Origin of the sequence: Pseudomonas sp. CVAP#3 (assembly GCF_018986375.1) — a bacterium.
Classification (GTDB): Bacteria; Pseudomonadota; Gammaproteobacteria; order Pseudomonadales; family Pseudomonadaceae; genus Aquipseudomonas; species Aquipseudomonas helvetica.
Genome location: NZ_JAHMSC010000005.1, coordinates 261,721 through 275,517, shown reverse-complemented (window position 1 = coordinate 275,517; position 13,797 = coordinate 261,721). Strand labels below are relative to the sequence as shown.

The window sequence follows — 13,797 nt, the reverse complement described above, 5'->3', positions numbered from 1 at the left end:
ACCTAAACTTCGCTATCAGACCTACAGGAATGTAACCGATGAGCCGTATCGAAACCGACAGCCTTGGCCCAGTAGAAGTCCCGGATGAAGCCTACTGGGGCGCTCAGACGCAGCGCTCGCTGATTAACTTTGCCATTGGCAATGAACGCATGCCGCTGGCCGTACTGCATGCCCTGGCCCTGATCAAGAAAGCCGCGGCACGGGTCAATAGTCGCAATGGCGATCTGCCGGCCGACATCGCCCGGCTGATCGAGCAGGCCGCCGACGAAGTGCTCGACGGCCAGCATGACGACCAGTTTCCGCTGGTGGTCTGGCAGACCGGCAGTGGCACCCAAAGCAACATGAACGTCAACGAAGTGATCGCCGGCCGTGCCAACGAACTGGCCGGCAACCCCCGTGGCGGCAAGGCTCCGGTGCACCCCAACGACCACGTCAATCGCTCGCAAAGCTCCAACGACAGCTTCCCCACCGCCATGCATATCGCCACGGTGCAGGCCGTACAACAGCATCTGTTGCCGGCCATCGCTGAACTCTCCGCCGGGCTGGCCGAGCAGGCCGCACGGCACATCAAACTGGTGAAGACCGGTCGCACGCACTTGATGGATGCCACGCCGATCACCTTCGGTCAGGAGCTTTCGGCGTTCATCGCCCAGCTCGATTACGCCGAACGTGCGATCCGCAGCGCCTTGCCGGCCGTCTGCGAGCTGGCTCAGGGCGGTACTGCAGTGGGGACCGGCCTCAACTCGCCCCATGGCTTTGGCGAAGCGATTGCCTCCGAGCTGGCCGCGCTCTCCGGTCTGCCGTTTATCACCGCGCCGAACAAGTTTGCCGCACTGGCCGGGCATGAACCGTTGACCACGCTGTCCGGCGCGCTGAAAACCCTCGCCGTGACCCTGATGAAAATCGCCAACGACTTGCGCTTGCTGGGCTCTGGACCACGGGCGGGTTTCGCCGAGGTCAAGCTGCCCGCCAACGAGCCCGGCAGTTCGATCATGCCCGGCAAGGTCAACCCGACTCAGTGCGAAGCGCTGTCGATGCTCGCCTGCCAGGTGCTGGGCAACGACGTGGCGATTGGCTTCGCCGCCAGCCAGGGCCACCTGCAGTTGAACGTTTTCAAGCCGGTGATCATTCACAACCTGCTGCAATCGATCCGCTTGCTTGGCGATGGCTGCAGTAACTTCCAGCAGCATTGCATTGCAGGCCTTGAGCCGGATGCCGAGCAAATGGCCGCTCACCTGGAACGCGGTTTGATGCTGGTGACGGCGCTGAACCCGCACATCGGCTACGACAAATCCGCCGAGATTGCCAAGAAAGCCTATGGCGAAGGGCTGACACTGCGTGAGGCGGCGTTGCAGCTCGGTTATCTGACGGATGAGCAGTTCGATGCCTGGGTGCGGCCGGAGAACATGCTGGAGGCTGGCAGCAAAGGCTGATCGTCTGATACTGATCGTTCCCACGCTCTGCGTGGGAATGCCTCAATGGACGCTCTGCGTCCGCTTTGGTATGTGACGCAGAGCGTCACGGGCTGCATTCCCACGCGGAGCGTGGGAACGATCTTTCATCGACTGACCGCAGCCCGCATACGCCGGGCCTTGAGCCCGGCGATCAGCGATGGCCCCAACGCGACGAGTGCCGACCCCAGCACTACCAGCACTGCACCGCCATACGCCAGACTGTTGATCTGTTCGGCATGCACATAATCGGGCCACAACCAGGCGGCCAGCGCCACGGCAGCGAAGGTCACCAACGGTGTGATCGCCAGTGTCGCACTGACTCGCGAGGCCTCCCAATGGGCCAGCGCCTCGGCAAAAGCGCCGTAAGCGATCAGCGTGTTCAGGCAGCACGCGAGCAGCAACCAGCCTTGCAGCGGGCTCAGTTGCAAAGCTTCCAATGGATGCACCCACGGCGTCAGCAACAAGGCACAAAACAGGTAGATCACCATCATCACCTGCAACGAATTCCACGCCGTCAGCAATTGTTTCTGGCCCAGCGCATAGAAGGTCCAGACGGTTGACGCCGCCAGTACCAGCAACACGCCTGCGGTGTAATCACTCAACGATGTCAGCAACTCGCTGAGCCGCTGATTGAAAAACAGCCCGAAACCCAACAACAGTACCAGCAGGCCAATCCCCTGCCCCACGCTGAAACGCTCCTTGAACACAAACAGGCTGGCGATCAGCAACAGGATCGGCCCCATCTGCACGACCAGTTGCGCAGTACCCGGGCTCAGCAGGTTCAGGCCCATCAGGTACAACACGTAGTTGCCCACCAGCCCGAGTACCGCCATCAGCACCAGCCAGCCACCTTTAGGCCCGAGCGCCCGTCGGCTCGGCAGACGCTTGGTCGCCGCCAGATAAAGGAACAGCAAGCTGCCGGACACGATCAGCCGAAACCAGGTCACCGTGACCGGGTCCATCACCAGCAACACCTGCTTGAGTTTGATCGGCAGGATTCCCCACAAAAACGCGGTCAGCAAGGCGAGGAACAGACCATAAACCCAGCGACCGGACGAAATGTGCATGGAAACCCCAAAAGGCTGACGGCGAGAAAAGCCATTCTAGGCTGCCGACGAGGCATCACACACGGACAGTTGGCGACAAGCCGTAAATGAGACTGTATCGGTCGCACCGAGAAGTTGACGTTTACCGTTGATCAGTTAACCACGTGTGCCCACGACATCGCCCCTGTCAGCTCCCGGCCGACGGCGACAATCATTCACCCCGCGCATGCAAACCCATCGGGCTACTTCTTGTCCTTCTTCAGCTTCTTCTGGTCCTTGTCGGATTTCTCGAAGGCCTCTTCCAGCGCGCGGTTGAGGGTGCGCAGTACTTTGACCCGGGCCCAGCGCTTGTCGTTGGCTTCCACCAGGGTCCAGGGCGAAACCTCGGTGCTGGTGCGGTCGACCATATCGCCGACAGCCGTCCGGTAGTCATCCCACTTCTCGCGGTTACGCCAGTCGTCTTCGGTGATCTTGAAGCGTTTGAAGGGAATGGCTTCGCGCTCCTGGAAACGCTCCAGCTGGGTCTGTTTGTCGATGGCCAGCCAGAACTTCACGACGATCACCCCAGAGGCGCTGATCTGCTCTTCGAAGTCGTTGATTTCACCATAGGCGCGCAGCCAGTCGGCCTGGCTGCAAAAACCCTCGACGCGCTCCACCAGCACCCGGCCATACCAGGAACGGTCGAAGACAGTAAATTTTCCCCGCGCCGGGATCTGTCGCCAGAAGCGCCACAAATACGGCTGGGCGCGCTCGTCCTCGGTCGGCGCGGCAATCGGCACGATGCTGTACTGGCGCGGGTCGAGTGCGGCGGCCACGCGACGAATCGCTCCACCCTTGCCTGCCGCGTCATTCCCCTCGAATACCGCGATCAGTGCGTGTCGGCGCATGCGCTTGTCGCGCATCAGGCCAGATAACCGTGCCTGCTCGGTAATCAGTTGCTCCTCGTAATCGTCCTTTTCCAGACGCTGGCTCATGTCCAGGCTACCGAGCAGGCTCAGTTGATCGACACTGGTCGACAGCGGCGCGGCGCTGACTTTATCCGGGTTGATCTTGGGCCGCTTGAGGGCATTTTGCAGACCGTCAAGCAGGATCTTGCCCACGGTCAGGCTGCGGTAATGGGCGTCCACACCTTCGATCACATGCCAGGGTGCGTAGTCGCGGCTGGTGCGGCGAATCACCCGCTCACCATACTGCACGAACTTGTCGTAGGTTTTCGATTGCTGCCAGTCCAGCGGGCTGATGCGCCAGCTGTGCAACGGGTCGTCCTGCAAGGACTTGAGGCGCGCTTTCATTTGTTGCTTGGACAGGTGAAACCAGAATTTGAAGATCACCGCGCCTTCATCGCAGAGCATTTTCTCCAGGCGCTCGGTCTGGTTGATCGCCTGGTCCAGCACCGCATCCTTGAACAAACCATGGACCCGCCCTTGCAGCATCTGGCTGTACCAGTTGCCGAAAAACACCCCCATTCGCCCCTTGGCCGGGAGCATTCGCCAATAGCGCCAGGCCGGTGGTCGCGCCAGCTCTTCATCGGTTTGCTGATCGAAGGTGCGGACCTCAATCAGTCGCGGGTCCATCCACTCATTGAGCAACTTCACCGTCTCGCCCTTGCCCGCGCCTTCAATCCCGTTGATCAACACGATCACCGGAAAACGGGCCTGCTGCTGGAGATCGAACTGGGCTTCGAGCAGCGCCTCACGCAGCGCCGGCACTTCAGCTTCGTAGGTTTCTTTATCAATCGCATGACCGATTTCGGCAGATTCGAACATGAGCAGCTCCCTTCCCGGATTGAGCAAGACTAGCGGATTGGTCGAGCACTTGTCTGTGCCATGCCATTCGGGTTGCCATGGATCAATCGGCTTTGTCGCGATCGGCTAGAATGGTCGCCTTGCCTCGCCTGAGCCGACCATGAACCCTGAAACACTGCCGAACCCCGTACCGCATGCCCAGCTCGACTGGGACGACCAAGGTCGCCCGCGCTCGCGGGTGTTTGACGACGTGTATTTCTCCGACCAGTCGGGCCTTGATGAAACCCGTTATGTGTTCATCGAACAAAACCGCCTGAGCGAACGCTTTGCCGAACTGCCGGCCGGCGAAAGGTTGGTGATTGGCGAGACCGGTTTCGGCACCGGACTGAATTTTCTCTGCGCCTGGCAGTTGTTCGAGCAACAGGCTGTGGCTGGCGCACGTCTGCATTTCATCAGCGTCGAGAAGTACCCGCTGAGCCCCGCAGATATGCAACGGGCCCTGGCACTCTGGCCTGACCTCAAACCGTTTGCCGATCAGTTGTTGGCGCAGTACGTCGCCATCCACCAGGGCTTTCAGCGGCTGGTGCTGGACAATGGCCGCGTGACCCTGACGCTGTTGATCGGTGACGTGCTGGAACAACTGCCACAGCTGGACGCGCAGATCGACGCGTGGTTTCTCGACGGTTTCGCTCCAGCGAAAAACCCCGACATGTGGACCGCCGAACTGTTTGCCGAACTGGCGCGTCTGTCGGCGCCCGGTTCGACCATCAGCACCTTCACCAGCACCGGCTGGGTGCGCCGTCTGCTCAATGCGGCGGGTTTCAAAATGCGCCGCACGCCGGGCATCGGACACAAATGGGAAATCCTGCGGGGCGAGTTCGTCGGCTGGCCGCAGGAAACACCGGCCCCGGCAACCGCCAAACCCTGGTTTGCTCGCCCGAATCAACTGAGCGGCGAACGTCGTGCGCTGGTGATCGGCGCCGGACTGGCCGGTTGCGCCAGCGCCGCCAGCCTCGCCGCACGCGGTTGGCAGGTCAGCCTGCTGGAACGGCATGCCGACCTGGCCCAAGAAGCCTCCGGCAACCCGCAAGGCGTGCTGTACCTGAAACTCTCGGCCCACGGCACCGCACTTTCGCAATTGATCGTCAGCGGTTTCGGTCACACCCGGCGCTTGCTTGAACACTTGCAGCGCGGCGTCGACTGGGACGATTGCGGGGTGCTGCAACTGGCATTCAATGCCAAGGAAGCCGAGCGTCAGGCGCAACTGGCGGCGGCCTTCCCCGCCGATCTGTTGCACCTGCTGGACCAGCCGCACGCGCAGGCCCAGGCCGGAATCGAACTGGCCCATGGCGGGCTGTTCTATCCAGAGGGTGGTTGGGTTCATCCGCCGGCCCTGTGCCAGTGGCAAGCATCGCCCCCCAATGTCCAACTGCTGACGCACCGCGATGTGCTGGAACTGCGCAAGGTCGATGATCAGTGGCAAGCCTGGGATGGCGAGACCCTGCTCGCCAGCGCGCCCGTGGTGGTACTGGCCGGCGCGGCGGAAATCAAACGCTTCGCGCACAGTGCCGAGCTGCCGCTCAAACGCATTCGCGGGCAAATCACCCGCTTGGCGCAAACCGCTGAGAGCCAGTGTCTGGCGACGGTGGTCTGCGCTGAAGGTTACGTCGCCCCCGCACGCTTGGGTGAACACACCCTGGGCGCCAGCTTCGACTTCAAGAGCGACGACCTGACTCCGACGACTGCCGAACACCTTGGCAACCTGGAGCTGCTCGAGGAAATATCCAGCGACCTGGTCACTCGTCTGCACGCCAGACAGCTGGACCCGGAACAGCTACAAGGTCGCGCCGCGTTCCGCTGCACCAGCCCCGACTACCTGCCGATCGTCGGCCCATTGGCTGACAGCCAGGCGTTCGCCCAGGCCTACGCCGCACTGAGCAAAGACGCTCGGCAGGTGCCAGACATCGCGTGTCCATGGTTCGACGGGTTGTACATCAACAGCGGGCACGGTTCACGCGGATTGATCACCGCACCGCTGTCCGGCGAATTGCTGGCGGCGTGGCTGGACAACGAACCGTTGCCCCTGCCGCGAAGCGTCGCCGAGGCCTGCCATCCCAACCGGTTTGCCTTGCGCAAGCTGATTCGCGGTTCGTGATGATGGGATCAAGGCGGACAGGCTGGTCCTGCGGCGTGAAGCGCCGTAGGATCGCCGGATTGATGACCCGAGGTGCCTATGCTGATTCCCCACGACCAACTTGAAGTCGACACCCTGACCCGCCTGATCGAAGACTTCGTCACCCGTGACGGTACCGACAATGGCGACGAAACCCCGCTGGAAACCCGCGTGTTGCGGGTGCGCCATGCGTTGAGCAAAGGTCAGGCGCTGATAGTGTTCGATCCTGAAAGCCAGCAATGCCAACTGATGCTCAAGCACGATGTGCCCAAGCACCTGTTTGACTGAGCAGCCATTTGACCGGGTGGCTATTTGACCGAGGGCTTCAGCTGCGTTTGCCGTGTACCCGTTTGGCCTGAATGCGCTCATAAACTTCGGCGCGATGCACATTGATGTTTTGCGGGGCTTCGACACCGAACCGAACGTTGCTTCCGTTCACGGCGAGGATACGCACAGAGATGTTGTCGCCAATGGAGATCATTTCGCCCACAACGCGGCTGAGTACGAGCATGGCTCTAGTCCTTGAGATTACCGGGCCTTGAAGATGACCGGCTGACGCCGGGTCTACAATGCAACGGAGGCAAAACAGTCCCCCCCTACGCGGCAAAGCGACTCCTCTTACAGACTTCCCTTTCACGGCAACGCCAATGACTCAAGGCGTAGTGAAACGCGGGCCAAACAGAATGATACTCGCGCCTAATACGCACAGTGCAACGCCCAGCCAGTCCGAGCCCAGCGGTCGAATCCGCTCGACCACGCCGAGCCAGCCGATGGACGCAATAATGTAAATGCCGCCATAGGCTGCATAAGCACGGCCCGCGTAGGTCGATTCGACTTTGGTCAGCACAATGGCGAACAGCGTCAGGCTGAGCAGCGCCGGCACGACCCACCAGACGCTTTTGCCCTGCCGCAACCACATCCAGAAAGCGAAACAGCCGGCGATTTCGAACAGCGCCGCAAGGAAAAACCACAGGTAATTGAGCATGCACACATCTCGTCAGGGCGGCCAGAAGCGGCAACCCTAACGACGCAGCCCGATACTCGCAAGCTCAGCTGGCGCTTTGCCTGGCCTTGGCGCGCATCTTGTCGGCCATCACGGTCATCTCGTTGTAGAACAACTGCGGATTCTTCTGTTTGAGTGCCCAGGCCATACGGCCCTGCTCATGGGGCAGGATCATGAACTCGCCTGCGGCAACATGCTGGTAGATGTAGTCAGCGATATCGCTGGCGGTAATCGGCGAGCTTTCCAGCAACTTGCCGACCTGGGCTTTCATGGCCGGGGTCGGGCCACGGAAGGAGTCCAGCAGGTTGGTCTGGAAGAACGACGGGCAGACCACATGCACAGCGATTTCCTGATGTGCCAGTTCAATCAGCAGGCTCTCGGACAGCGCCACGACACCGGCCTTGGCCACGTTGTAGTTGCTCATGGCCGGACCTTGCATCAACGCGGCCATCGAGGCGATGTTGATGATCTTGCCTTTGCTCTTTTCCAGCAGCGGCAGGAACGCCTTGCAGCCTTTGACCACGCCCATCAGGTTAATCGCAATCTGCCAGTCCCAGTCTTCCAGCGACAGCTCACTGAAGAAACCGCCCGAGGCCACGCCGGCGTTGTTGACGATCACATCGATGCCGCCCAGCTTCTCTTCACAGGCTTGGGCGAAGGCGGTCAACTGGCTGTAGTCGCGCACATCGCAACGCTGAATGAAACCGTCACCACCCGCCTCGCGGACCTGTTTCAGGGTTTCTTTCAAGCCTGGCTCGCTGACATCGGACAAGGCCAACTGCCACCCTTCTCGAGCCCAGCGCAGAGCGATTTCACGACCCAGGCCGGACCCGGCACCAGTGATCATCATGCGATTTTGCATAGGGAGTTGCCTTGATGTTCCGGGGGAAGATGCTCGCAGTGTAGCGAAGGATTTTCCTACACCCATGACCATCAGATTGCTGAATACCCCAGGCAAACCGTAGCGGTTGCATGGCACGGAAACGCGCCGAGCCGACCGGGTTGTCGGCAGGGTTCAACCGCCCGCCGACAGATTCGGCAGACGAAAAAAAGGCCCTCGCGGGCAATGCTGTTCACTTAAGGAAGTCTGGAGGCCTGAGAAGTATCTGTGGCGAGGGAGCTTGCTCCCGCTGGACTGCGTAGCAGGCCCAATTCAGGGCCGCTTCGCGCCCCAGCGGGAGCAAGCTCCTCGCCACAACTGGGGTTGTGCCTGAAACATCGGCTTAAGTGAACAGCATTGGCCCTCGCGGGCCTCTTTTTTATTGACGTTTTACTTGGTCTGCATGCTTTCAGTCACACCCGCGGTGTTATCCAGCAAGCTCTTGGTCGCGGTTTGCAGGAACGCTTCCAGCTTGAGCTTCAGCTCAGCGGTACGCGGTGCATTCGGGACGATTTCGGCATGCGGGTTGGCACCCAGTTGGTACTGGTACATCTTCGGGTCCATTTCCTTTTCCTTGGGCAGAATCAGGATCTGGTCCGCCGTGACGATGGCGGTGGTCTGTTCAGTACCCGATGGTTTGATCACGCCGAAACCGGTATCGCCTTGCGGCAGGTTGAGCAGGTCTCGTCCCCAGCACTGTTGACGCACTTCGCCACCGAGGCGGCCCATGATGGTCGGCACGATGTCGATCTGAGTCCCCACGGTGTGGTCGCGCTGACCGAATTTTTCCTGGATGCCCGGTGCAATCATCAGCATCGGCACGTTGAAGCGGCCCAGGTCCATTTCGGTGATTTGACGCTCGTTGCCGAAACCATGGTCGCCCACGATGACAAACAGGGTTTCCTTGAAGTACGGCTCTTTACGGGCCTTTTCAAAGAACTGCCCCAACGCCCAGTCGGCGTAACGCATGGCCGTCAAATGCTCGTTCAGGCTGCCACGATCAGTGACTTTTTCGACCGGCAATGGCGTCGGCAAGGCATAGGGAGTGTGGTTGGACAGGGTTTGCAGCAGTGCGTAGAACGGCTTGCCTTCGCGCGCCTTGAGTTCCTGCAGGCCACGGTCGAACATGTCCTGGTCGGACACGCCCCACGTCGGGTCGGAGAACACCGGGTTGACGTAGTCGTTACGCCCGATGAAGTTGGTCATGCCCTGGTTGCTGAAGAAGCCCGACTGGTTGTCCCAGGCAAAATCACCGTTGTAGACATACACATCGTCGTAGTTACGGGCGCTGAGCAACTGTGGCAGGCCGGACAGCATGTGGCTGCCTTCCGGAGTCTGCATCAGGTATTCGAAACCTGGCAGGTTCGGGAAGCAGGCCATGGTGGCGAACATACCCTGGTGGGTATGAGTGCCGTTGGAGAAGAAGCGGTCGAACAACAGGCCTTCTTTCGACAATTTATCGAGGTTGGGCGTGATGTTGCCCGGCGCGCCCAAGGCACCGACCGAGTGACCGGCCATGCTTTCCATCAGGATCACAACGACGTTCTTGATCGGCAGCGTCTTGTCGGCCGGTGGCGTGTAATCGCGGCGTACCGCAGCGATATCGGCATCAACCAGCTTGTCGTCCGGCATCACCAGCATATCGCGGACAATTTTCTGGGCTTCAGACTGCTCCATCGTCGGCTTCCAGATGTTGTCGCGCTCTTCGGACATGCGGCTCTTTGCAGCAGCAACCAACTGCAACGTGCCGTTCAGGCCCAACTGGTTGGCGAAGTTCGACTCGGTGGTGTAAACGTCACCCCAACGCAGCGGCGGACCTTGACGCAACGTGCCACGGGCAGCCACGACGCAGATCAACAGGCAAACCACGAATACCGCGATGCGCGCGTACCACGGGGCTACCTGACGGGTGCTGATGGCGCCACCGCTGAACGGGCCGCGTGGGCGGGTTGCACGGTCGGCGCCCTTGAACGCCAGGCTCAGCAACCAGGTGCCAACGGCCCAGGCCAACAGATAACGGACGACCGGGAAGCCGTACCAGAGCATGCTCATGACGGTTTTCGGGTCTTCCTTCACATACTGGAAGACCAGGCCGTTGAGGCGCTGGTGGAACTCACGGTAGAAGTCCATTTCCATCAGGCCGAGGAACAGCGCGATGCTCGAGGCAATGGTCAGCCAGCACCGGAACAGACCGCGGGCTGCCATCGCCCGGACACTGAACAGGGACAGCAATAGTGGAATGCTGAGGTAGACCACCAGACGCAGGTCGAAACGCAAGCCGTTGGCGAACGCTTCAAGGAAGGTCGAGGCGGGTGTGTCGAGGATCATCTCCCGGTTGTACACCAGCAGCGCAACGCGCAGCAGGGAGAGCATTGCCATCATGACCACGGCACAGAGCAGTGTGTACGCCAGATGCGATTTGACGGTCGGTTGCAGCAAGCGATTCGAAGCTCGCTGCTGACTCAGGGCGTCCGGGTTAGCCATGTCGTTTATAGGACTCATTGGAAGTTGAAGTTTCAAAGATGTTGCGGCGCCCTGCCCTCCGTTGCGATTACTTGCAGGAAGTGGCCGGGAGCGTGCGCGATGCGCAAATGTTGCACGATCACTCACGGCATTACCATTCATTACTGGCAAACACCCCCCCAAAGCCTGGCTTCCAGGGCTCTGGAACAAGAGTCACAGGGGGTTGAGTGTTAAATCGGCGTGGGTGAATTGTCTTGGAGTGTTTGTGAAAATTTCGTGCAACGTATATCTGGAAACACAAAAAGGGCCTCTCGGCCCTTTTCGGTCAGCCCGGCTTAATCATTACTCGGCTTGTTCACCGCTTGCAGCACGTACTGCGGAAGAGCGAATGCGCCAATATGGATTTCCGGGTTGTAGTAGCGGGTGATGATGCCGCTGCCGGCAAAACGCTGACTCAGGGTTTCGCGCGACAGCTTGCGGTAAGCCGTGTTGGTCGCGCCCCAGGCAAACGTCATGGCACCGCCGATATAGGTCGGCACCGCAGCCTGATAGAAGTGCCAGTCCGGGAACAGACTACGCAAGCGCCCGGCGGTGGTTTTCACTTCTTCGATCTGCATGAACGGCGTGCCGTTCTGGGTCACCAGAATACCGCCTTCGTTCAGGCAGCGGCGGCAGGCCTGGTAGAAGTTCTCCGAGAACAGCACTTCACCCGGACCGATCGGGTCGGTGGAGTCAGAGATGATCACGTCGAATTTTTCCTGGGTGGTGGCGACGAAACGCATGCCGTCGTCGATCACCAGGTTCAGGCGTGGGTCATCGAACGCACCTTTGGAGTGGTTCGGCAGGAACTCCTTGCACATATCGACCACGGTGCCGTCGATTTCGACCATGGTGATGTGTTCGACACTGCGGTGCTTGGCCACTTCACGCAGCATACCGCCGTCGCCACCGCCGATGATCAATACGCGCTTGGCGGAGCCGTGAGCCAGGATCGGCACGTGGGTGAGCATCTCGTGGTAGATGAACTCGTCGGCTTCGGTGGTCTGGATCACACCGTCGAGCGCCATGACCCGGCCCATGCGCGGGTTCTCGAAAATCACCAGGTGCTGGTGCTCGGTGCGCACTTCGTGCAGCAGTTTTTCCATGCGAAAACGCTGGCCGTAGCCTTCGTAGAGGGTTTCCAGGTACTCGCAGGTTTTGGTGGTGCTCATGGGAAGTCCCCCGGTGAATGCTGGTGGCAACGGACGGTCACCCGCCCATGATGGACAATCGCAGGCGCCGGGCAGGCGATTGTCCACGGAAAGGCGCGCATTCTACGTCGCCAAACATGACAGGTCGAACCTTCGTCAGACCAAAGATCACTCAAACACACAATGAACCCTGTGGGAGCTAGCTTGCTCGCTCACACAGGGTGACGTGTCGACATAGAGGGCAGTGTCAGAACCGCACGTTGCCCCGGGGCCCCGCAATTGCCCAAATAACCAGGCCCAGCACCGGAAGCAGGAGAATCAGTAGCACCCAGATGATTTTCATCCCGGTTTCTGCACCGCTTTTAAGCACGTTGATGATCGCCCAGATATCCAGCGCGAGGATGATCAGGCCAACCAGGCCATTGAAGGTGGAACCCATGGTGTCACTCCCAGGAGAAGAATTTCCCCCTTAGGATAGTCGGGCCTGACGATAGCTCCGCTTTATTACGTTTGGCGCCGTAATGGCCTTAAACGTGAATCGCCACTTTCAGCGCTTCCAGCGACGGCGCCGCAGCAATCCCGATGTGCGCACACAACTCCAGCACCCGCGGGACATCGTTGCCATAGACCAGCACGACCTGAATCTCGTCATCGAGCAGCTGGCTGAAGTTCATCAGCGTGTAGCCGCCGTTTTCCGGGTTCATGCTGCCCATCTGGATCTGGATGCGGTTAAGTGCAGCCAACGCTTCGGTCTTGGCCAGTTGCTTGGGCTTGATGTTGAATGCCACGCCCGGGCCGAAAGACGCAACGATCTGTGCGAACAGGTCCATGTAGGTGTCGGCCTGGAACAGCACGGTTTCCGGCAGGCTGCCGACCACCACCCATTCACCCAGCGGGATCGGGAAAGTGTCGTCGTAGTTGATGTCCGGGTTGGCCGCCAGGAATGCCTCGGGATCGGCATAGGCCTGGGCGGCTTCATCCACGATCTGCACAATTTCCGCCTCGCTCATGCAGCCGGAGCTGATTTTGCTGATGAGTTCGATGAGTGCGGCTTTCATGGGCGGATCCTGTAGCGAGGGTAATTTGAGGGCGCGAAGGATAGCGCATTCGCGAATGGATACCGAGCCCGAGGTCAAGCGCGAACCTGTGGCGAGCGAGCTTGCTCGCGCTGGGCTGCGTAGCGGCCCCAAAGCTTTTGCAGCAACTGCCAATTTTGCGAGTGCTGCGCCCTGGTGCGCCAGCCCGGTCGGGCGGGAGCAAGCTCCCTCGCCACAGGGTTCGGGATCAGCCGAGCAGCTTCTGCAACTGTGCGGTGGTATCTGCCGCGCCCATGGTCCTGGCCGCGTCCAGAGCGTTGATGCCGTTGGCGTCCTTGGCCTTGGGATCCGCGCCTTTGCTGATCAGGTAGTCGACGATTGCGCTGCGATTGAACATCGCGGCCATCATCAACGCGGTGCGGCCGTCAAAGGAAGAACCTTCAACCTCGGCGCCACCCTCAACCAGGGCGGTCACCACTGCCAGATCGCCTTTGAACGCCGCGCCGGCAATCGGGCTTTGGCCATTTTCGTTGCGAATCTCTGGATCGGCCTTGTGCTCAAGCAGCACTTTCACTGCATCGACGTGGCCATGATAGGCGGCCAACATCAGCAAGGTGTCGCCCTTGTGGTTACGCAGGTTCGGCGGCAGGCCTTTGCTCAGCAGTGCGGCGAGCATCGCCGCGTCGCCATCACGGGCCTTGTTGAACACCTGCTCGGCAAACTCCGCGGCTTCTTCCGGGGTCATCTGGCGGGATTTGTCTGTCATTGGGCACTCCACATTCGGTCAATCGCAAAGCCGCTAGTTT

13 protein-coding genes are annotated in these 13,797 nt (G+C 60.2%); 3 read left to right on the top strand and 10 right to left on the bottom strand.

The window, feature by feature from the left end; genetic code table 11:
• The first annotated feature begins 38 nt into the window (after nucleotides 1-38).
• Entirely contained in the window at nucleotides 39-1,433 is a 1,395-nt protein-coding gene (locus KRR23_RS11880; RefSeq protein WP_216742645.1) for a class II fumarate hydratase, read from the top strand.
• Nucleotides 1,434-1,558: 125 nt separating this feature from the next.
• On the opposite strand, the gene KRR23_RS11875 is transcribed toward KRR23_RS11880, so the two are convergent.
• Together KRR23_RS11875 and pap are read right to left on the bottom strand one after the other, a co-directional pair.
• Entirely contained in the window at nucleotides 1,559-2,521 is a 963-nt protein-coding gene (locus tag KRR23_RS11875; RefSeq protein WP_216742644.1) for a DMT family transporter, read from the bottom strand.
• Between the two features lie 221 nt (nucleotides 2,522-2,742).
• Nucleotides 2,743-4,266: a polyphosphate:AMP phosphotransferase gene (gene pap / locus KRR23_RS11870; protein WP_216742643.1), complete on the bottom strand. Its 1,524-nt coding sequence runs from the start codon at nucleotides 4,264-4,266 to the stop codon at nucleotides 2,743-2,745.
• A gap of 154 nt (nucleotides 4,267-4,420) precedes the next feature.
• Here pap and mnmC point away from each other — a divergent pair, with 154 nt between their 5' ends.
• Complete coding sequence (gene mnmC / locus KRR23_RS11865; protein WP_216742701.1) at nucleotides 4,421-6,400, top strand: bifunctional tRNA (5-methylaminomethyl-2-thiouridine)(34)-methyltransferase MnmD/FAD-dependent 5-carboxymethylaminomethyl-2-thiouridine(34) oxidoreductase MnmC; 1,980 nt, start codon at nucleotides 4,421-4,423, stop codon at nucleotides 6,398-6,400.
• A gap of 78 nt (nucleotides 6,401-6,478) precedes the next feature.
• Nucleotides 6,479-6,706 (top strand): YheU family protein, encoded by a 228-nt coding sequence (locus KRR23_RS11860; protein ID WP_019693006.1) that lies wholly within the window; start codon nucleotides 6,479-6,481, stop codon nucleotides 6,704-6,706.
• 37 nt (nucleotides 6,707-6,743) lie between these two features.
• Here the strand turns inward: KRR23_RS11860 and csrA are convergent, their stop codons facing one another.
• The 8 genes from csrA to KRR23_RS11820 form a co-directional block, all read right to left on the bottom strand.
• On the bottom strand, nucleotides 6,744-6,929 hold the full coding sequence (gene csrA, locus KRR23_RS11855) for a carbon storage regulator CsrA (protein WP_216742642.1): 186 nt from the start codon (nucleotides 6,927-6,929) through the stop codon (nucleotides 6,744-6,746).
• Nucleotides 6,930-7,070: 141 nt separating this feature from the next.
• Nucleotides 7,071-7,403: a YnfA family protein gene (locus KRR23_RS11850; RefSeq protein ID WP_103315817.1), complete on the bottom strand. Its 333-nt coding sequence runs from the start codon at nucleotides 7,401-7,403 to the stop codon at nucleotides 7,071-7,073.
• Nucleotides 7,404-7,467: 64 nt separating this feature from the next.
• On the bottom strand, nucleotides 7,468-8,283 hold the full coding sequence (locus KRR23_RS11845; protein WP_216742641.1) for an SDR family oxidoreductase: 816 nt from the start codon (nucleotides 8,281-8,283) through the stop codon (nucleotides 7,468-7,470).
• Between the two features lie 408 nt (nucleotides 8,284-8,691).
• The gene (locus KRR23_RS11840) at nucleotides 8,692-10,785 is read right to left on the bottom strand and encodes an LTA synthase family protein (protein ID WP_216742700.1); all 2,094 of its coding nucleotides are present in this window, start codon (nucleotides 10,783-10,785) and stop codon (nucleotides 8,692-8,694) included.
• A 314-nt stretch (nucleotides 10,786-11,099) separates the two neighbouring features.
• Nucleotides 11,100-11,975: a polyamine aminopropyltransferase gene (gene speE / locus KRR23_RS11835; protein WP_216742640.1), complete on the bottom strand. Its 876-nt coding sequence runs from the start codon at nucleotides 11,973-11,975 to the stop codon at nucleotides 11,100-11,102.
• 226 nt (nucleotides 11,976-12,201) lie between these two features.
• The gene (locus tag KRR23_RS11830; RefSeq protein ID WP_054593487.1) at nucleotides 12,202-12,393 is read right to left on the bottom strand and encodes a PLDc N-terminal domain-containing protein; all 192 of its coding nucleotides are present in this window, start codon (nucleotides 12,391-12,393) and stop codon (nucleotides 12,202-12,204) included.
• An 88-nt stretch (nucleotides 12,394-12,481) separates the two neighbouring features.
• Complete coding sequence (locus KRR23_RS11825) at nucleotides 12,482-13,012, bottom strand: hypothetical protein (protein WP_216742639.1); 531 nt, start codon at nucleotides 13,010-13,012, stop codon at nucleotides 12,482-12,484.
• Between the two features lie 226 nt (nucleotides 13,013-13,238).
• On the bottom strand, nucleotides 13,239-13,757 hold the full coding sequence (locus KRR23_RS11820; protein WP_054593488.1) for an ankyrin repeat domain-containing protein: 519 nt from the start codon (nucleotides 13,755-13,757) through the stop codon (nucleotides 13,239-13,241).
• Nucleotides 13,758-13,797: the final 40 nt, after the last annotated feature.

What these genes read in the sequence shown, in the direction of transcription:
- KRR23_RS11880 (WP_216742645.1), top strand. Translation starts at nt 39, where the DNA reads ATGAGCCGTATCGAAACCGACAGCCTTGGCCCAGTAGAAGTCCCGGAT.
- KRR23_RS11875 (WP_216742644.1), bottom strand. Translation starts at nt 2,521, where the DNA reads ATGCACATTTCGTCCGGTCGCTGGGTTTATGGTCTGTTCCTCGCCTTG.
- pap (WP_216742643.1), bottom strand. Translation starts at nt 4,266, where the DNA reads ATGTTCGAATCTGCCGAAATCGGTCATGCGATTGATAAAGAAACCTAC.
- KRR23_RS11860 (WP_019693006.1), top strand. Translation starts at nt 6,479, where the DNA reads ATGCTGATTCCCCACGACCAACTTGAAGTCGACACCCTGACCCGCCTG.
- csrA (WP_216742642.1), bottom strand. Translation starts at nt 6,929, where the DNA reads ATGCTCGTACTCAGCCGCGTTGTGGGCGAAATGATCTCCATTGGCGAC.
- KRR23_RS11850 (WP_103315817.1), bottom strand. Translation starts at nt 7,403, where the DNA reads ATGCTCAATTACCTGTGGTTTTTCCTTGCGGCGCTGTTCGAAATCGCC.
- KRR23_RS11845 (WP_216742641.1), bottom strand. Translation starts at nt 8,283, where the DNA reads ATGCAAAATCGCATGATGATCACTGGTGCCGGGTCCGGCCTGGGTCGT.
- KRR23_RS11840 (WP_216742700.1), bottom strand. Translation starts at nt 10,785, where the DNA reads ATGGCTAACCCGGACGCCCTGAGTCAGCAGCGAGCTTCGAATCGCTTG.
- speE (WP_216742640.1), bottom strand. Translation starts at nt 11,975, where the DNA reads ATGAGCACCACCAAAACCTGCGAGTACCTGGAAACCCTCTACGAAGGC.
- KRR23_RS11830 (WP_054593487.1), bottom strand. Translation starts at nt 12,393, where the DNA reads ATGGGTTCCACCTTCAATGGCCTGGTTGGCCTGATCATCCTCGCGCTG.
- KRR23_RS11825 (WP_216742639.1), bottom strand. Translation starts at nt 13,012, where the DNA reads ATGAAAGCCGCACTCATCGAACTCATCAGCAAAATCAGCTCCGGCTGC.
- KRR23_RS11820 (WP_054593488.1), bottom strand. Translation starts at nt 13,757, where the DNA reads ATGACAGACAAATCCCGCCAGATGACCCCGGAAGAAGCCGCGGAGTTT.